Origin of the sequence: Vibrio sp. 10N.261.46.E11 (assembly GCF_041472735.1) — a bacterium.
Taxonomy (GTDB): domain Bacteria; phylum Pseudomonadota; class Gammaproteobacteria; order Enterobacterales; family Vibrionaceae; genus Vibrio.
Window position 1 is genome coordinate 1 of sequence record NZ_JBFRQW010000004.1, and the last position, 17,993, is coordinate 17,993.

Annotated in this window: 15 protein-coding genes, 1 pseudogene and 1 riboswitch; of the genes and pseudogenes, 7 read left to right on the forward strand and 9 right to left on the reverse strand. The window is 42.2% G+C overall.

Going from position 1 to position 17,993, the window contains the following annotated elements; all coding sequences use genetic code 11:
* Positions 1-319 precede the first annotated feature (319 nt).
* The gene (locus tag AB4407_RS02065; RefSeq protein WP_372118130.1) at positions 320-844 is read right to left on the reverse strand and encodes a DUF3087 family protein; all 525 of its coding nucleotides are present in this window, start codon (positions 842-844) and stop codon (positions 320-322) included.
* A gap of 256 nt (positions 845-1,100) precedes the next feature.
* Between AB4407_RS02065 and trmY the strand changes: the two genes are divergently transcribed.
* The gene (trmY, locus tag AB4407_RS02070; protein ID WP_372118131.1) at positions 1,101-1,700 is read left to right on the forward strand and encodes a tRNA (pseudouridine(54)-N(1))-methyltransferase TrmY; all 600 of its coding nucleotides are present in this window, start codon (positions 1,101-1,103) and stop codon (positions 1,698-1,700) included.
* 71 nt (positions 1,701-1,771) lie between these two features.
* Here trmY and AB4407_RS02075 read toward each other — a convergent pair.
* The 4 genes and pseudogenes from AB4407_RS02075 to AB4407_RS02090 all read right to left on the reverse strand — a co-directional run bounded on the left by AB4407_RS02075 (position 1,772) and on the right by AB4407_RS02090 (position 7,055).
* A pseudogene (locus tag AB4407_RS02075) lies at positions 1,772-2,844 on the reverse strand (HlyD family secretion protein).
* Positions 2,811-4,127 (reverse strand): glycosyltransferase, encoded by a 1,317-nt coding sequence (locus AB4407_RS02080; protein WP_372118369.1) that lies wholly within the window; start codon positions 4,125-4,127, stop codon positions 2,811-2,813. The pseudogene AB4407_RS02075 and the gene AB4407_RS02080 overlap by 34 nt, the downstream one beginning before the upstream one ends.
* The gene (locus AB4407_RS02085) at positions 4,114-5,469 is read right to left on the reverse strand and encodes a diguanylate cyclase (RefSeq protein WP_372118133.1); all 1,356 of its coding nucleotides are present in this window, start codon (positions 5,467-5,469) and stop codon (positions 4,114-4,116) included. Before AB4407_RS02085 ends, AB4407_RS02080 begins: the two co-directional genes overlap by 14 nt.
* A 485-nt stretch (positions 5,470-5,954) precedes the next feature.
* Complete coding sequence (locus AB4407_RS02090; RefSeq protein WP_372118136.1) at positions 5,955-7,055, reverse strand: permease; 1,101 nt, start codon at positions 7,053-7,055, stop codon at positions 5,955-5,957.
* Between the two features lie 233 nt (positions 7,056-7,288).
* Here AB4407_RS02090 and AB4407_RS02095 point away from each other — a divergent pair, with 233 nt between their 5' ends.
* Positions 7,289-7,585 carry a metalloregulator ArsR/SmtB family transcription factor gene (locus AB4407_RS02095; RefSeq protein ID WP_239828855.1) on the forward strand — a complete coding sequence of 99 codons (297 nt, stop codon included), beginning with the start codon at positions 7,289-7,291 and terminating at the stop codon, positions 7,583-7,585.
* Between the two features lie 281 nt (positions 7,586-7,866).
* Here AB4407_RS02095 and AB4407_RS02100 read toward each other — a convergent pair whose 3' ends face one another.
* Positions 7,867-8,481 carry a YitT family protein gene (locus AB4407_RS02100; RefSeq protein WP_017065874.1) on the reverse strand — a complete coding sequence of 205 codons (615 nt, stop codon included), beginning with the start codon at positions 8,479-8,481 and terminating at the stop codon, positions 7,867-7,869.
* A 472-nt stretch (positions 8,482-8,953) separates the two neighbouring features.
* On the reverse strand, positions 8,954-9,103 hold the full coding sequence (locus AB4407_RS02105) for a hypothetical protein (protein WP_372118138.1): 150 nt from the start codon (positions 9,101-9,103) through the stop codon (positions 8,954-8,956).
* Positions 9,104-9,132: 29 nt separating this feature from the next.
* Here AB4407_RS02105 and AB4407_RS02110 point away from each other — a divergent pair, with 29 nt between their 5' ends.
* From AB4407_RS02110 to AB4407_RS02120, 3 genes are all read left to right on the forward strand, one after another.
* Positions 9,133-10,338 (forward strand): MFS transporter, encoded by a 1,206-nt coding sequence (locus AB4407_RS02110; protein ID WP_372118140.1) that lies wholly within the window; start codon positions 9,133-9,135, stop codon positions 10,336-10,338.
* 238 nt (positions 10,339-10,576) lie between these two features.
* Positions 10,577-11,302, forward strand: coding sequence for a sulfite exporter TauE/SafE family protein (locus AB4407_RS02115; RefSeq protein ID WP_170962739.1), 726 nt, complete (start codon positions 10,577-10,579; stop codon positions 11,300-11,302).
* 390 nt (positions 11,303-11,692) lie between these two features.
* Positions 11,693-13,597, forward strand: a complete 1,905-nt coding sequence (locus AB4407_RS02120) for a methyl-accepting chemotaxis protein (RefSeq protein WP_372118143.1) — start codon at positions 11,693-11,695, stop codon at positions 13,595-13,597.
* Between the two features lie 178 nt (positions 13,598-13,775).
* Here the strand turns inward: AB4407_RS02120 and AB4407_RS02125 are convergent, their stop codons facing one another.
* Positions 13,776-14,522 (reverse strand): phosphatase PAP2 family protein, encoded by a 747-nt coding sequence (locus AB4407_RS02125; RefSeq protein WP_372118145.1) that lies wholly within the window; start codon positions 14,520-14,522, stop codon positions 13,776-13,778.
* Positions 14,523-14,907: 385 nt separating this feature from the next.
* Positions 14,908-15,058: riboswitch (FMN riboswitch) on the forward strand.
* Between the two features lie 210 nt (positions 15,059-15,268).
* Here AB4407_RS02125 and ribB point away from each other — a divergent pair.
* Together ribB and AB4407_RS02135 are read left to right on the forward strand one after the other, a co-directional pair.
* On the forward strand, positions 15,269-15,925 hold the full coding sequence (gene ribB, locus AB4407_RS02130) for a 3,4-dihydroxy-2-butanone-4-phosphate synthase (RefSeq protein WP_372118147.1): 657 nt from the start codon (positions 15,269-15,271) through the stop codon (positions 15,923-15,925).
* A gap of 384 nt (positions 15,926-16,309) precedes the next feature.
* Entirely contained in the window at positions 16,310-17,173 is an 864-nt protein-coding gene (locus tag AB4407_RS02135; RefSeq protein ID WP_372118150.1) for a hypothetical protein, read from the forward strand.
* Between the two features lie 130 nt (positions 17,174-17,303).
* Here AB4407_RS02135 and AB4407_RS02140 read toward each other — a convergent pair whose 3' ends face one another.
* Positions 17,304-17,957, reverse strand: coding sequence for a cupin domain-containing protein (locus tag AB4407_RS02140; RefSeq protein WP_372118152.1), 654 nt, complete (start codon positions 17,955-17,957; stop codon positions 17,304-17,306).
* Positions 17,958-17,993 lie beyond the last annotated feature (36 nt).

Genomic DNA, 17,993 nt, shown 5'->3' on the forward strand with positions numbered 1-17,993 from the left:
TAGGTTTAAATTGTTAAAGAACTTTGCTTGTCGAAGCTTTCTTTTTACAAAGAAAACCTTGAAAGCGGACGTGGATTCTAGCGATTTAATCTTAAGTGTCAAACACTTTTTAAAATTAATTTCTTGCGAACTTTCCGTCTTACTGATTACTGCTTAAGCCTTGTGGCGTCTGCCGTATCAGTGAGGCGGCATTATAGAGATCATCGAAAACATGGCAACCCCTATTTTAATAAAAACTCCAAAAAGCTGCTTAAGCGGCTACTTTCACGTCAAAACCCTCTTTCACAGGTTAAAGTTCGTACAATCAAGAGCATATAACTTAGAAATTTGCGACTAGATCTTTCGAAAAAGCCTCTATATCTAGCTCAATGCTCCATTTCTCACTCAGTTCTAGGATGTTATCTAGCGATTGCTGAACCGTTTTCATCGTCAATGTATTGTTATCTAGGTCATATACCTGTTTTTGCGTCGTGTAATAGAAGTAAAGGATAGTCAGCGCGTCTCGGTCGCCTTGCTCAGCTTTGGGTTGAATACGCTTGAGCTTGCGATAGATTTGATTATGGATTTGTTTAAGGTTCCATACATAAAGTGCTTCTTTGAAGTAATCATGCCCTTTTACACGACTCGCGATAAAGGCATTCAATGCAACTGATAAGATCACACCTAATACGTTCAAGTGGAAATTACCTGTCGATTCACCGGCGATTGATTGTTCTGAACCGAATAGGTCGATCAGTATGGTTCCGAATACAATGGCGAACACAGCGAGTGACCCAACCAACGAGACCAACAGCAGGTTCATCTTCTTTCTGTATTCTTCTTTATCTATTTTCTGTAACTTCATCGACTACTTCCTTTTGCAAGCCACCTAATAATTTGCGCATACTATCTATGTAAACCTTAGGGCGCTTCAACCTTTACCATCTTGTAATGTGGTCATTCTCTATTTAATACGCTGAGTTCTACTGGTTAGCGCTATACGCAACTCTATTTGACTTCATTAATAGAAAAGAGTTACATACCGCCATAATTTTAGTTATTCATCAATTCATGTTGATAAAACCCGTTTCGCTTTATCACATACTGACAAGGTACATTCCATGCGTTCATTTGTATTACGCGCTCGCGCAGCCCCTACAGAGAGTAAACTTATCTTAGAAGGTGTTGGACAAGACGCTCATACCGAAATTCTGGCTCATACCCTGATGAACACGATCTTCGTTGCTCAATCTCACCGTGAGAATGTCACCGTGCACCTTGTATTAGAAAGTACTAAAGACTTTTCTCGTACCATTACATTCGATTCAAATGAAATCACCAACATTGGTGGCTTTCATGAATCTGCACTGTTATCTGCGGTAGTAAGAGCGGTTGACGCTTCTCAAGGCATGACAAAAGAACAGACACGTCAGGTAGAACCGGGCATCACAGTTCGTACTATGAGCTTTGAAAAGCTGGTTAAAGAACTGGCTGAAGACCACCAGCTGTACATGATGGATAAGAAAGGCGACTTTATCCGTAATGCAGAGATTGCGGAAAACCCATGTTTCCTTCTAACTGACCATATCCCTATGCCGAAGAAAAGCTACAACAGCTTGAAGCGTTTAGGGACAGAGAAAATCAGCTTAGGTCCAAACATGTTGTTTGCTTCTCAGTGTGTTGTGTTGATCAACAATGAGCTTGATTTAAGAGACTTCTGATTCAACTCAATAGCTGTTGAAATAAAAATGGAGCGATATACGCTCCATTTATGGTCAAATTAGCATGCTAGTTAAAAACGCACTTCGACGGTCATCCCTTCAATCCAATATTCTCGAGGCAAATCAGCCGTAAAGTTCAATGCAACTTTGAGATATGCCGGTTGCCCTTCAAAAGGGCTTGCTAATTGAGTAGGCAACTTACTGACGATTTCTACCGAATCTGCAATCTCAGCCTCAAAAGTACTACCATTAGGAAACCTTACCTTGGTATGAGCTCCTATTATCGCATTCTCTAAATATTTAGGGTCTAAATACGCGACCACTTGCGGGATGGTATTCTTCGCTATCGTTACAAGCTCGTCACCTTCGAACACTCTCTGTCCTTCAACGACATGGATATCGACAACGCGGCCTGCATAGGGAGACTTAATCGCCAATCCTTGTTCAACAACACGTTTAAGTGCTAGATCTTTCATTAAAGCACGTCGAGCCTGACTAACCGGACCCGCTAATTCTCTTTCTTGTTCAGCTAATTTCGCATTTTGATAATCTAGTTTTTGTCCATTAAGCTGATTATTAAGTGAGTTACTCATTCCCACTATACTTGCGTAGTCCACATCGGATACCTGACCTTTTTTCCTATATTCTTCATAACGTTTTTGAATTTGCTGTACTTTACTGAGGTTCCGACGCGTTTCTGCAATACCGTTTAAGTGCAACGCTTCCATATCGCTTGCTAAATTGACTTTTAACCCTAACAGCTCCGCATGTATAAACTCAATTTGAGCTTCAATTTCCAAATTCGTCAATTGAATTGCAGTCTGTGCTCGCTCCACTTGAGTACCGTCGTCTATGGGTATCGGCCCAACAATGCCTGCAACCTTAGCAGTCAAAGTAACTGGATAAGACGTAACAATAGCCGGAGCAATCACGAGAAAATTTGTCTTCAAGAAAAAATACGCCACGAATAATAGTGGGCTAATCACCAAGCTTAAAATTAAATACCAACGAAAGCGATAGCCCCCTCTTTTTGCTTGTCCGTAAGCAACCTTTACACCGTCATCCGATTGAGGTTTGTTTTTTTATCCAGATGAAATTTTACTTTCATTGCTAAAACCTTTTGCCTTTTTTTAATACCCACCAAGGAGCCATACTCGACTCTTCGTGACTTCTTCTAAATAATTCATTAATCATGGAGAACGCAGTAATCAACCGCATAGAAAACTGATAAAAAGGATATAGAGGTAGCCATTTAGCCATTCTTAGATCCTCTTTCTCCCTTTCAGAAACTAAACCAATGTAAACAGTAAAAAATAGAATTACGGTAAACAAATACACGCAATAAATTAGAATCATCAATGCAACAACAAAATCAATTGGGTACACCCAAAATATATAAAACATGAACACTGAAACTAGAATCGGCAGCAATACATTTTGCAATACACCATAAACGAGAGTGAAGATGAAATTCCCCCAACCCAGTAAACAGGGAGTTAGTCCTTCATTGTGTTTCCTCAAAAACAGAAACAATAAATCTCCGTCCCATCTAAGCCTTTGCTGTACTAATCCTTTTAGGGTATGAGGCACATCAGTATGACCGACAGCTCTTGGTGCAAAGCCCAATCTATTATTTGGGTAGCGTTTCTTGTATTGCTTAAGCCTCATCGTTAAATCGAGGTCTTCAGCCGTATGCGTATCCCAACCTCCAACTTGTTTTAAGACATTTTTTCTAAATGCACCAAAGGCTCCAGAAATATTATTTAGCACTCCCCAATTTGAGAGCCCTGTTTTTCCTGCTTGCATAGACAACACATATTCTAGAGACTGCATACGAGTAAGTAAGTTGTCCTGCCAATTTCTTACACGCAAAGCACCACCTGAAGCAATCACATTTTTATCAGTAAATTGCTTCATCATTTGTAACGCCATGTCGTTATCAAAAGAAGTATCACCATCAACATTAATAACAAAATCACCAGTGGCGTTATCTAAACCAGCATTTAACGTTGATACGCGACCTCCTCTTTGCCACTTAGGAATGACACGAACATCTCTGTTTCTTACCGTTTTATGTCTTTGCTCCCCTCGCATTGCAGCTAAGTAGGTATCTTCATTTTGAGTTGCTCCATCGACTACGGCTAAAATCTCAATCTTTCCGGGATAAAGCTGTTCAACAAGCGTATCGATCGTTATCTCAATCGCATCTCCTTCTCCATAACAAGTAATTACAAACGAGATGCTTGGGTATTCTTTTATCTCTATATCACTGGCCGAATAAGACCAGCGAAAGATTCCACTTAACACAAGCAGAAAGAGTGGGAGCTCCACCATAATCATCATGGGGAAAAGCATTAGCCAAAGCTCAGAGTTCTCTAAAAGCATCCCCCAGAAGTACTGTTGGAGATCAAGGCTAACTGACAGCATAGATTTCACTGACTTTACTTTCTAACCAATAACCAACATCTTCTTTCATTGTTGGATCGGGTATACCCCATGCAAAGACATTCAGCGTGAAATCGTCATCCTCTATCAGAGAACAAAGCGCTTCTATTTTCCCGCGTAATACATCTATATGTTCCATCTTAGCTTTAGGCATAAATACAAGAAGGACATCACTTTTAAACTGACAACAAATATCAGAATCTCTAAATAAGCCATTCAAGCGCTCTGTAATTTGCTCGATCAAAGCAAACATTTTAGCGTCTCCATTTTTAGACACATACTGAGCTAAATCAGGTAGGTATAACCCCAACAAAAGATGCTCTTCTTCATGACGGAGGGCGATTCGATTAACCCAACTAAGAAGATTCGAAAAATATCCCCCATCTACTTTCCCACTTAACGACAGCTCAGGAGCCGATAACTTTACTCCATGACGGAATATATACTCCCCCTGCACACCGAGCTTCAGCGAGTAAACCTTCCTGACGACCAACTTTGAAATCTCGTTTTTTGTACCACACTCAAAACAAGAAGCTAATGTCTCAGCCTCTGCAAAAGAATGAGAGCACGAGTTACATGCATGGGTTTCTAAAGGACGATCATAGTCCACACCAATATGGCGAAGCTGTGTTAAACATTTAGGGCATTCTAATTTTTGATTGCGTTTGAACAGCCCTTGTTCAGCAACATGGCCACACGTGAAACAATGGAGAGAGGTACGCTCAGTAATATCAATGTCTTTGCAAGAAGGACATGCTTCGATGTAGTTTAAATGGGCACTGGCACATTCATGACACACTCTAACTCGGTCAATTAAGTCCTCAATTTCAAAAGTGTCTCGTTTGGTCTCTGATAATACAAAACGATAAGTTGAACTTAACTCCGGATAGTAAAGCTCCACTAATGGATAAGAATAAATCGATCTATGAGACAAATATTTGTGAGGTGACAATCGACGCGTTTGATCCAAGCCTAACCACCCCACAAGAGGGTCTAATGTATCCGATGAGTCGATAATACTTTCCAACGTTCTGCGGTGTTGAATCACCTCTTCTTCGACATTTTCTTGATCTAAAATACCGTCGGATAAACATTCTGATAATGCACTATCTTCTACAACATAAATTTTCCAAGACCAAAATTTCCTACAACGGTGCAGTTGGCTCATCACGTCGTCTTGCGAACTAAGATCGCCATTTAGAACTATGACGCCGCCCAATAATTCAGGGAGTTGATTAATTTCACTGACTGGCACCAGCTCAAATGGTTCTCTGATCTCAAGTACAGGATTTCCAAGGCAGTAAATTTTCAACTTATCTTTCATTCATTCACTCCAATTTTTTGACGCCATCACCGTTAAATAAACGTAACATTTGAAATTTCGAGCGATGCTATTGCATTATTTACCCTTATACAAATACTAGATATCGATATGAAAACCGTCCAATCATTAGCCAAAAAGATTAAATAAGCCCACCAATTAATTAACACCATCGAAACATGAATACTGTTAATAGTTGTTATCAAAGCGGTTACATTCAAATCAAAAAATAGGTATTGATGAGCGTTAATTTCGATTGCGTAAACTTCCAGAGCAATCATGCTCTCGAACTAATGCAATATTCTCGAATTTCAGACGCCACACTATTCCCCTCTTCAACAAACCAGAAAAGCAATAGGGCTCGCTAACAAACCAGCTTCGTATCCATGTTTTGTTTAGTTGCTACACGCAAAAAGAGCTCAACTATATGAGCTCTTTTTAATATCTATATCTTGTTATCAAACGGGTTATCTAGGAATCAGACCTGATTAACCAAAGATGAAGCTGTATAGGAAGCCTGCACCCATCGCCATGCTTAGGATAACGAATAGGAATGCTGTAATCATTTGGTTCTTGAAGATTGATTTAAGCAGGATAACTTCCGTCAAACTTGCACCTGCACTACCAATAATCAATGCCATTACCGAACCTAGCGCCATACCTTTTTGTACCAGAGCTGCACTTAATGGGATTACCGCTTCAGCACGAATGTACAATGGGATACCAATCACAGCTGCTACTGGAATCGCATACCACATACCTTCGCCAGCATACTGTGCAATTAGGTCTGTAGGAATGAAGCCGTAGATAAATGAACCAATCGCAATACCCATCATTAGGTAAGGGAAAACTTGTTTGAAGTCTTTCCAAGTTGAGAACCAAATTATCATCCAACGGCTAGGCTCTTTCTTCTCTATGATTTCAGCAGTTGCGCTTCCATCTGCTGAACAGCATGAAACGGTCACTTGTGGTTCTTCTTTTTTAGAATCGCAGCAAGATGTCTCTTTCGCCATTACTGGCGCAGGTTCACCACATGCACTTGTTCCACATGAAGATTCAGCTTTTACTGGTACTGCTTTCTTAGGATCAGAGTCACCACAGCTAATGCCACAGCTTGAAGAAGAACCTGTTGATTCATACGCTTCTGCTTTTACGTAACGCTCGAAGCCTAGTTTCTCTAGTGCGTAACCTGCCACTACCGATACCGTCATTGCTACTAGGAAGTAGAACACCGCCACTTGCCAGCCGAACGTAATCACGAACAAACCAATGATCACTGGATTCAATAGTGGGCTACCGAATAGGAACACCATCATTGGACCGAAACCCGCTCGTGCACGCAGCAATCCTTTAAGGAAAGGAATAGTCGAACATGAACAGAAAGGTGTAATCGCACCCAATAGCGCTGCAACCACATAACCCTTACCGTTACGCGAGCTCAGAATAGATTGAATCTTCTCTGGTGTAAGAAACTCTTGCAGAATCCCAACAATGTAGCTAATCGCTAAGAAAAGGATAATTAGCTCTACTGCTAAGAAAGCGAACATATCAAGTGCGTCTTTTAGCATTGTTAACATTTCATTGCTCATAATTAACTCCAAACTGGATTGAAGGTCAGGCTCTATGAGAAAAGTAACCAACCCTTAATTTCGAATATTCTCGAATTATAGAAATAAACAGTTTCAGATCAATATTTATTTCGATAAAAATCGAAATGATTTTCGAAAACACAGTTTTTCAATGACTTACACAGCTATCGTTTTTTAATTTGAATTCGACATACATTTCGACTAATATCGAAATTAAATCTTGAGGAGTTTATATGAACTTAGAAGTCGTTGCGAAAGCACTCAAAGAGTTGGGGCACCCTATCCGCCTGACTATCTATAAGAGTGTCGTGAAAGCTGGCTACCAAGGCATTGCAGTTGGCGGCCTACAAGAAGAACTCGGTATCCCAGGTTCAACCTTGTCTCACCACATCTCGAGCCTAGCGTCGGCGGGCCTAATCAGCCAAAGACGTGAGGGAAGAACCTTATTCTGCGTGGCAGAGTATGAATGCCTAGCAGGCGTGATTGATTTCTTACAAGACGAGTGTTGTGTGAACGAACAGTGCAATTAGTGCTTCTTTGGACGTAGAGCTGGTGTTGAAAATTTACTGCAAGAGATCTTAATAGAGACCTTTCAGAATCTAGACAAAGCCCGAGACGCCAGCAATGTAATTGATTGCGAGCTTAAGCCGAACGCCAGTTGCGGCAAGTGTTAATCGCTACATAGAATCCGCTATTTCAATAGAACAAAGCCAGCAATTGATGCTGGCTTTGTTGTTTTCATAATCTGAAAATCACGCTTTGTTTATGCGAATCGAGTGCTTAAGCGAACCTAGTGCTTGATCGAACAGAACTATGCTGCTTCCGCTTTTACCACAGGTTGATAGCGCCCCGGTTTATGGTTCATCGCCAAAATCAAGTTGGTGACTATCGCGCCCAGTACAGACAACAGAACCAATGACACGTCAACGATAAACAGTGACAGCACAACAATCGTGCAGTCTAGTGCCATCTGAACCTTACCTGCTCGAATTCCAAAACGTTCTTGTAGGAACAACGCCAGAATGTTGAAGCCACCCAAGCTCATCTTATGACGGAAGATCACTAGCATGCCGGTACCAATTAAACCGCCGCCCAGTAAGGCTGCATACAATGCATGGATTTCGGCAATTTGAATCACGTGATACAAGTGATCCACGGCGAACGAAACAATCGAAACCGCGATAAACGTATTGATGGTGAAGCGCCAGCCCATACGAGCAACCGACAAAATATAGAAAGGTAAGTTAAGTGCGAAGAACACTTGGCCAAAGCTCAAATCTGTCACTTTGGTAATGAAGATCGCTAGACCAGCCGTGCCTCCGGTGAGCAAACCGACTTGATTGAAAAAGATAACGCCAAGTGAAACTAGTGCGCTTCCTAAGATCAGTGCCAGTAAGTTTTCGCGAAGGTTATGATCTTTATCCATGTGAATGACTCTCCCTGAATCTTTTAACATCGCGTTTCAGTCAGTTGAAACGATTTACGCCCAAATTTACGATGTTTAGCAGATAAGTCGAGCGAACCGCCGATCTTGCGAGGTAATTAGTTTGTATATTAGTTTTTACAGTTTTGTGAAATATTTCAGTAAAGCAATCAGTTACGAACATGAAATTAAGTATCTATTCTGAATTACACACTTCTACCGTTGAATCAGTGAGCTTAACGTTTTCCTATTTATTGGTCATGTTTCGTCCCAATTCCAGCGACACATAAAACCATGCATATATCTATGCATAAAACGCATAGACTAAATCACAAATGGTCATTTGATACATATCTCACTCGTCATTATGATGCGCGACTTCTTACAACATAGAGCGCATGTAAACACCTTATGTTTTCACAATCTCTTTTTGCCCAACTGGCCAGAATGACGTTATTCCTCGTCATTAGTTTGGTTATTGTGCATCACAGCCAGCCATTGATTGATCTCTTGGCTCAGCATGCCGTAAGCAGTGGTTGCCACCAGCAGTCAGCGCATGAGCATTCTGGGCACGAACATCACCATGAGATGACAGACCAACACATGTCAGCGCAAGACCACTCACATCACCACCATTAATTTGAGAGTATTAGAATGAGCATTTTCCGTTTTCCTTTACTGGTATGGCTTGGGATCGGCACACTTATTATCAGTCTAGGGATCAGACAATCATTCGGCATTTTCATGATGCCAATTTCAGAGCATTTCGGCACGGGTCGAGAGTTTTTCAGCTTCGCTATTGCTCTACAAAACCTGTTGTTCGGTGTGTTCCAACCTTTTGTTGGTATGGCCGCTGACAAATGGGGAGCAAGACGCATCATTATTGCAGGTGCATGTGCTTACGGTTTGGGTTTACTTCTTACCTCAATGTCTACCGAATCAAGCATGCTTTACGTTTCACTAGGCGCATTGGTTGGCCTTGGGTTAAGTGCAACAAGCTATGTGATTGTATTAGGCGCTGTCGCGAAAGTTGTACCTGCAGAACACGCAGCTAAAGCATTCGGCCTAACCACAGCTGCAGGTTCATTTGGTATGTTCGCGGTAATTCCGGGCGCGCAATACATGTTGAACGAATTTGATTGGCAAAGTGCTATGCAAGTCTTTGGCGTGCTTTGTTGTTTGATGATCTCATTTGCGCTGTTTATGCGAGCACCGAAGTTAGCAACCAATAAACAAGTAGAAGACACCCAGACACTGAAAGAAGCACTGTCTGAAGCGTTTTCGAACAAAAGTTATTGGTTGATTCACGCGGGCTTCTTCGTGTGTGGTTTCCACGTGATGTTCATTGCAACGCACTTACCAAGTTACTTAGCAGACAAAAACTTACCTGCGAGTAGTGCAGCAATGGCACTGGCTTATGTGGGTATCTTCAACATCTTCGGATCTTACTTCTGGGGTGTGATGGGCGATAAGTTCAGCAAGCGTCATGTGATGTCTGCACTGTACTTAGTACGTACTGTGGTTATTGGTGCGTTTGTGACTCTGCCAGTAACGGAGTCAACCGCAGCTATCTTTGGTGCGGCGATTGGTTTCTGTTGGTTAGGTACGGTTCCACTAACGTCTGGTTTAGTTCGCCAGATCTTTGGTGCTCGTTACCTATCAACTTTGTATGGCTTGGTGTTCTTCACTCACCAAGTAGGTAGTTTCTTAGGCGCTTGGGTTGGTGGTCGTATTTACGATTACTACGGGTCTTACGATCCGATCTGGTGGTCAACGGTGGTACTGGCATTTGCAGCAGCGCTTATCCATTTACCTATCAATGACAAGCCGATTGAGCGACTGAAATTGGCAATGGCTTAAGGTTTAAGGTTTAAGGTTTAACGCTGACTCCCCCAACAGCAAAAATCGATAAGCAATCCAATAAGAGAGTGGATATTGAAAGGATCACATCCTGAGATATTCGCTCTCTTTTTTATTGGCCGTTGAAATCGAAATTATAACTAGCGAAACTTGCATAAACCTCACTGAATAATAAGACTATTCCTGCCGTTTTACTTTATAGTATTCGTTCTCCCCTTTTGAACTTATTCGCAGGCTTATGGAATACCTAGATCAGACCGCCCTTATCGCGATGGCACTCATTTTTGTCGGCTCGTTTGTACAAACCGCAATCGGCTTTGGTTTGGCCATTGTGGCTGCCCCACTGCTGTTTTTGGTTTCACCAGACTATGTACCTGCGCCTATCTGTTTAGTTGGCCTGTTCATCTCTTTATTCAACGCCTTTAAACACCGTGCAAACATTTCTATTGGCGGATTAAAAATCGCATTACTAGGACGCATTCCAGGTTCTCTGGCAGGCGGTGCCTTGTTGGTGATGGTTTCAACGAGCGTGTTGTCACTTTGGTTAGGTTTATTAGTGGTATTTGCAGTGATTGTCAGCTTGCTTCCGTTTAGGTTAGAGCCGACGCCTGCCAAAATGGGCATCGCGGGATTCTTCTCAGGATTCTTTGGCACCAGTTCAGGTATTGGTGGCCCACCGATGGCGCTACTGCTACAGCACCAAGATGCCAATCAACTTCGTGGCAACTTGTCTGCCTTTTTTGTCTTTAGTTCAATCATTTCGTTGATTGTTCAGATCCCAATTGGCTTCTTCACTATGCACCATTTGATCATCACCATACCTTTGCTGCCTGCTGCTTGGTTGGGTTACAAAGTGGCGTTAATGACCACGCAAAGCATTCCTAAAGAGAAGATACGTATTGGTTCTTTACTGTTATGTTCTATCAGTGGCTTTACTGCCATTTGGCAAGGCTTAGCTGGTTAGTATAGAGATAACGTAAGTACTGAAGGTTGCTTACGTTTTGTAACTATTTTGATGACAGCTCACTCATCTCGATAAGCAAGCTCATATGACTGACTAGTGACGTTATCCATTATGCTCAAATACCCTAATGCGGCGCCTTATTTAAGCTTTAAAGTCAGTACCACACTGTCGTAAACATCTCTATCTGGCGGTAACGATTTCCTCTCATTCACCATCAATGAACCATTACTGCATAAACCATTATTTCATGATCTTTTTGTATACAGAGCTGAGACTGTTCAAATTAGACTAAATGTTCAATTGAGAGCGTAGTTGCATTCGCTATATCTCTATATACTCCCATAATCATTAGCTAGGTAGATGAGCACGCTCAGTATTAAGGACATTCATATGAAACAACTTGGATTTAAGCAAGTTCTTTTAGTCGCCGTATCAGTAATAATCGCAATAAGTGTTGGTTCAGCCAACTATTTATCATATCAGAGTAAGAAGGAAGCACTCACTGACACTATTTATCAGAGCACACAAGATCGTATTCGCATTGAAGGGAATAAGGTTGAGACTTACCTAGAAGCAAAAACACAAGCAGTAGCAAAAGTAGCTGCTGATTATCGTCAACATAATTATCAAGATAGACATGCCGAGCGAATGCGCGTGGGTTCACTAGGTGCTGATGTCGCCAACTTAATGATAGGTTTTGACAATGGTGATGCTTATGCCTCATTCGATTATCCAGGCTGGAATAACCACAAAAGTCCATCAAGCTACGACCCTCGCAGTAAAGCTTGGTTCAAAGAAAGTAAGCGTTCAGGAAACCTTGTATATACAGACCCATATACAGATTCCACAACAGGTACTTTAATGGTGAGCATTGGTAAAGATTTTGGTAACGGTGTGGTATTGGCAGACATTCCCCTCGATGTTTTAAGTGACACAGTCTCTGAAATCGACCTAAGCGGTGCTATTTCAATGATGATGACCAATGACATGACAGTGCTGGCTAGCACATCTAATGTGGTTAAAGTCGGCACTAAATTAACGGATTATGCTTCTTTGAAAGACGTTGCTAGAAAAGCACAAAATTCAGAAAGTACAATCGTCAATTATAGTATCAACGGCGTTGACAAAGTGATGTTCAGCCGCGCGGTTAGCTATGGTGATAAAGAGTGGTACCTACTTGTTGGATTAGACAAAAGCGTCGTATTCGCAGCGCTAGAAGTCGCTCAACAGCAAGCAATTATGATCACGATTGTCTACCTATTGATCAGCGTAGTTGCCACGTTATTCATTCTCAATATTCTTTACAAACCCATCCTAGCGTTGAAAGAAACCATTACAGGGCTATCAAATGGTGATGGTGATTTAACTCAGAGACTCGAAGTAAAGAAACACGATGATTTAGGGCAAATCGCATCTGGTGTAAACCAATTCATCGAGCATATACAAGACTTGATGCTAAAAATTGACGCAGCATCGTCTGAACTGAAAGAAAATGTGCAGCAACTTGAACATAAATCAGATGAAAATAACCACATTTTGAATCAGCACGTGCAAGAAACGGAACAAATTGTCACTGCCATTGAAGAAATGAGTTCAACAGCTGACGCCGTTGCCCAAAATGCAGGTGAAACGGCGCAATCAACTAAAGTCGCGTCCGATATCGGGGAGCAATCACTCAATGCTGTCGGTGATGCACAAATGAAGGTTAATGCACTAGTTTCTGAGATAGAGAACACATCATCGAACCTAGAAAGCATGAGTCAAGAAACTAAAGGAATCAGTGATATTTTGACAGTGATTGGTGAAATCGCTGAACAGACCAATCTTCTTGCGTTAAATGCAGCGATTGAAGCAGCACGAGCGGGCGAGCAAGGTCGTGGGTTTGCAGTAGTAGCGGATGAAGTGAGAGCCTTAGCGAGTCGAACACAAGCGAGTACACAACAGATTGAACAAGCGCTGACTCGATTGCTTTCAGTGAACAAGAATGTTGAAGAGTCTATGAATAAGACGAAAGGGACTTGTGACGAAACATTTGATAACACCGAGAAAGTGGGCAGCAGCTTAAATGAGCTAACGTCACAAGTAACGGGTATCAATGACCTAAGCATTCAAATTGCAACGGCCGCAGAAGAGCAAAGCAGCGTCACTCAGGAAATTAGTCGTAACATGGTGGCTCTGAGTGACATTGTAAATGAACTCAACAAAAATGGAGATCAAGCTTTGGTGCAAACCAACAATATCTCCCAAGTAAACGAACGACTGGCATCAATGGTTGGTATGTTTAAACTGCGTTAATTTTTACTAATACAGTTAATTACAATCAAAACCTGTAGTGTATGACGGTGATAGTTTCAAATAGCATCTATAGCTTTTCAATAGCAGTCATCGTTTAAATAGCCGCCTTCTCCGAAGGCGGTTTTTTATTCCTTTCTTTCAAAAGTCTCACCAGAGCTTTTCTAGGCAAGTTTATTACTCATTTGCTATCTCTTAGAAACATCGGTAACAAAGGTTCTATTCTTTGCGTCGGAATCTGTGGTACCAATAGGTAGATCAAACCAGCAAAGGCGATAGACGCCGCCAAGTCTTCAGGTCGATGCATGCCAAGCCAAACTCGGCTATAAGCAACGCCACCAGCCCAAACTAGCAAACCGCCGACTAAGTAAAAACGTTTCGCTTCTAGGAACAAGCCGCCAAAGAACGCCAGACACACGCCAACGAAAATCATGTGCCCAGATGGGAAAGAATAGTCAGTCTCACCCAACCAGTGACGCGTTCTCCACTCACTCACCTTGTCTTGCACAGATGCAATCGCTGCGTTCTTTTCTACCAATGGCAGTTCGTAAAACAGCTCTGGCATGTCAACGACTTCTTGGGTCACCAAATACTCAGAATAAGGACGCGGGCTTTCTGTAGAGTGCTTTAAGAAAGTTTTTGCTGCAAAGCTGAGAACCAACAACAAGCCGAGCTGCATACAAAGGCTGACGAGCTTAGCTTTGGAAAATTTCATCGTGAGCAATACCAAAGACAAAACAGCTAGCGTTACCAAGAATCCTTGATTACCCGCCGAGTAAGTCACAAAAGTTATGAAGGCGCCTTGGAAAGGCGAAACCGCAGCCCCAAGGTCAAAATAAGATCCAAAGATCAAAAACGGTACGAGAGAAGACAAACTTAAAACGAGCAGTAATAAGCCTTTGGGTTTGTTAGAGAACGGAGATGTCATGACTAAGATCTTTTGGATAAAGAAGTCGGATGCTAGCGCAGCTTAGCACTGCCAATATCAATTTTATGTCAAAACGGTCAGCAAGCCGTCATGGTGTAACAATCTTCGATTAACAGACCTATTGAGTATTGATTCAGTGAACGGCCACGCCAGCACCAATAATGTTCGACATCCACTTATGTTCATAGAGATAGCAAAAATCACTGAAACCAGACGAGACAAAGGCATCATCCCACTAATAGACTACCGGACGCGTTCTGCTGATAAAGTGAACACTTACCCGATTATAAGGCTGGAATCTGAAAAACTTTGCTGTCAGTCCTTTAAATCCACTATTGAAAGGATTACCATCTGGTCTGCTTTCAAAGCAAAACAGATTATTAATTTTTATTCTCAGGGCGGGGCGAAATTCCCCACCGGCGGTATGTTTTTAGCAAAATCTAAAGATAAGCCCGCGAGCGCTCGATACGTCGAGGTCAGCAGATCTGGTGAGATGCCAGAGCCGACGGTCATAGTCCGGATGAGAGAGAATGAAAACACACTCGTTTAAGTTGGAAAGGTAGGCCTATTATTGGGTTAGCCTCTCCAACTCAGACGGGTGCATTTCGTTTTGGATAAAACCATAATGAGCTAGTGCCAATCACAGTAGGATTGGTATAGGTCTACTTGTTATGAGTAGGCTTTGTTGTGCTCGGTTGAGATCCCTCATACAGCCCTGATTCTGGTGATATTTTAGGAGTTTAACCATGAATCAGTCTTCACTACTTGCCGAATTTGGCGAACCAATCACTCGCGTTGAAAACGCACTGCAAGCTCTGCGCGAAGGTCGTGGCGTACTTTTACTTGACGATGAAGATCGCGAGAACGAAGGCGACATCATCTACTCAGTAGAACACCTAACAAATGCTCAAATGGCGCTTATGATCCGCGAATGTAGCGGCATTGTGTGCCTGTGTCTAACTGACGAGCAAGCGAACCAACTTGAACTTCCACCTATGGTTGTTGATAACAACAGCGCAAACCAAACTGCGTTTACCGTCACTATCGAAGCGAAAGTTGGCGTAACGACAGGTGTTTCTGCCGCTGACCGTGTAACAACGATCAAGACAGCTGCAAACCCAACAGCTAAGCCTACTGACCTTGCTCGCCCTGGCCACGTTTTCCCATTACGTGCTCGTAAAGGTGGCGTATTGGCTCGCCGCGGTCACACAGAAGGTACTGTGGATCTGATGCAAATGGCAGGTCTTCAATCAGCAGGTGTATTGTGTGAAGTAACTAACCCAGACGGCACAATGGCAAAAGCGCCGGAGATCGTGGCTTTCGGTAAGTTGCACAACATGCCAGTACTGACCATTGAAGATATGGTGATGTACCGCAGCGAGTTCGACCTTAAGCTTGCATAACGTTTAGCCTTCAATGCTAAACACTTAGTAGTTAAGGCAACTACTGCGAAATGAACATTGAAAGGCCTCACTCTTAACGCTTTTAGAATTAAAGCATATAAGGGATGAGGCCTTTTTGATTTCAGCAACTTAAAACGAACCAAAGATGGATCGCCAAAGTGTCTCTACTTACCGAAACCTCCCCAACCTATCGTTAGAAACGCGTAACCTCTCAAAAAATCCTGCAAAATATGAGAAACATTCACTCGAATGGTGAAGTCATGCACCATGATTGATCATCCATAATTAGACTAAAAACATAACTCAATGAAATATAAGACTTATTTATTTTGGCACGGTGTCTGCACTACCACTAAGTAGGTATTCAGATATTAGGAGTTGAATATGTTGGTCGTTATTTCAGTGGGTTTATCCCTATTAGTACTTTCCGCCCTGTATCATTTCTCAAGGAAGAGAGAAACAGCGCTATCACACCGGTTTGAAACCTTAGTTCTACTCAGACAGTTATTGTTGCTATCACGCAAACATCGCGCGGCAACGCATTATGCTCTGGCGTATCAATTGACGAGCGACTCAATTCGAAAGGTGAATCAGATTTACGACAACATACTTGAGGTATCGGAACTGCTTCAATCTCATGTGTCGTTCGATAGCCGCCCTATGTACCGCATCTATCACCTCAAGCTCATCGCCATGCACTGCGACTGGCAAAACCGTAGCTTAGTGCGTAACCAATCGATTCATGGCAAAACGATTCGCCACAGCATGTTCTTAATGGATGAGGTGATGATCATCTGGTTGATCCAATCTGAGCGAGAAGACATGAGCCGAGAATACCATATGAACTGGCAACAGATCTTAGATTGCATGGAGACCCTAACCAAGTTACGAATGTCTATCCCTGGAATAGAAAAGGCGGATATGGAACAACCTGAGGAGTATGCGAGATTCAAATTCTATGCATCTCAGACACATCGAAAACTCAACCAACTATCAATTATCTGCCCTATCACTAGTGGCTCACCGATTTGTACACGTGCGATGCATGCACTCACAGAGATCGCATCGAGCAACGAATTAACTCAACCGACAGATAGCTTATACGAATTAACCAGTGATATTTCTAGCATCGTATCGCAAGTTTACGACCAAGTATTATCCGACATTACTAGAAGCTTGTATCAACCTTTACCTGACATCAACGATAAGACGATAAACACCCGATTATCGGTACACAGATACGTGTAAAGACTTCGTGAGAGGAGAGCGTGTGGAACTCTGAATTATTGAGTTCAAATCCGATATCACCTTTGATATCGGATTTTTGTATTTATGTGTTTATTCTGCATGTCTTTCTATAAAAATGTTAGGTTCGCAATTATACCAATGGCAAGTGACCCGTTTTCACTAGGATAACCGTCTCTTCTTCCACATAAGGGAAATGCTCGCTCATATGAGGGCTACGCATCCAAGTGTGTTTTGGATACACGCCATGTTCATCTTTAAAAGTGCCTGACAACACAAAGATCTCTTCACCACAAAAATGACGGTGTGGTTGAAAGCGCTCACCAACGGGCCATTTCACTAACGCGACATGTTCGTGCTCAAACTCATGCAGTGGCATGACTTGTAAGCCACCAATGCCCGGAAGCCACTCCGTTTCTAGTGTATTGATACGAACTTGAGTTAAGTCTCTCGCATCAAATTGGTTAAGCTTAACCAATATCGTGCAGCCATTTTTACTTGATGGAGAATGCGCACTGCCCGGCGGATTACGGATATAAGTGCCAGCAGGGAAATCACCCGTTTCATCTGAGAACACGCCATCTAATACGAAGATCTCTTCACCTTGCGGATGCGGGTGCTCAGAAAACGAAGATTCAGGATCGTATTTCACCACGCTAGTCGTGTGGCCCGATTCTTTCTCTTCTCTTTCTAGCGGCTTACGCCACACCCCTTTGGCAGGGCTTGCAATCCAATCTAATGATTCGGTTTCTATAACCAGCTTTTTTGAAAAGTCCATATTGAACATAATGACGACCTTACTGTTGTTATTTTTCTATACGTT

Excerpts from the sequence above, each read along its gene's own strand:
- AB4407_RS02065 (WP_372118130.1), bottom strand. The coding sequence starts at position 844 with ATGAAGTTACAGAAAATAGATAAAGAAGAATACAGAAAGAAGATGAAC.
- trmY (WP_372118131.1), top strand. The coding sequence starts at position 1,101 with ATGCGTTCATTTGTATTACGCGCTCGCGCAGCCCCTACAGAGAGTAAA.
- AB4407_RS02080 (WP_372118369.1), bottom strand. The coding sequence starts at position 4,127 with ATGCTGTCAGTTAGCCTTGATCTCCAACAGTACTTCTGGGGGATGCTT.
- AB4407_RS02085 (WP_372118133.1), bottom strand. The coding sequence starts at position 5,469 with ATGAAAGATAAGTTGAAAATTTACTGCCTTGGAAATCCTGTACTTGAG.
- AB4407_RS02090 (WP_372118136.1), bottom strand. The coding sequence starts at position 7,055 with ATGAGCAATGAAATGTTAACAATGCTAAAAGACGCACTTGATATGTTC.
- AB4407_RS02095 (WP_239828855.1), top strand. The coding sequence starts at position 7,289 with ATGAACTTAGAAGTCGTTGCGAAAGCACTCAAAGAGTTGGGGCACCCT.
- AB4407_RS02100 (WP_017065874.1), bottom strand. The coding sequence starts at position 8,481 with ATGGATAAAGATCATAACCTTCGCGAAAACTTACTGGCACTGATCTTA.
- AB4407_RS02110 (WP_372118140.1), top strand. The coding sequence starts at position 9,133 with ATGAGCATTTTCCGTTTTCCTTTACTGGTATGGCTTGGGATCGGCACA.
- AB4407_RS02115 (WP_170962739.1), top strand. The coding sequence starts at position 10,577 with ATGGAATACCTAGATCAGACCGCCCTTATCGCGATGGCACTCATTTTT.
- AB4407_RS02120 (WP_372118143.1), top strand. The coding sequence starts at position 11,693 with ATGAAACAACTTGGATTTAAGCAAGTTCTTTTAGTCGCCGTATCAGTA.
- AB4407_RS02125 (WP_372118145.1), bottom strand. The coding sequence starts at position 14,522 with ATGACATCTCCGTTCTCTAACAAACCCAAAGGCTTATTACTGCTCGTT.
- ribB (WP_372118147.1), top strand. The coding sequence starts at position 15,269 with ATGAATCAGTCTTCACTACTTGCCGAATTTGGCGAACCAATCACTCGC.
- AB4407_RS02135 (WP_372118150.1), top strand. The coding sequence starts at position 16,310 with ATGTTGGTCGTTATTTCAGTGGGTTTATCCCTATTAGTACTTTCCGCC.
- AB4407_RS02140 (WP_372118152.1), bottom strand. The coding sequence starts at position 17,957 with ATGTTCAATATGGACTTTTCAAAAAAGCTGGTTATAGAAACCGAATCA.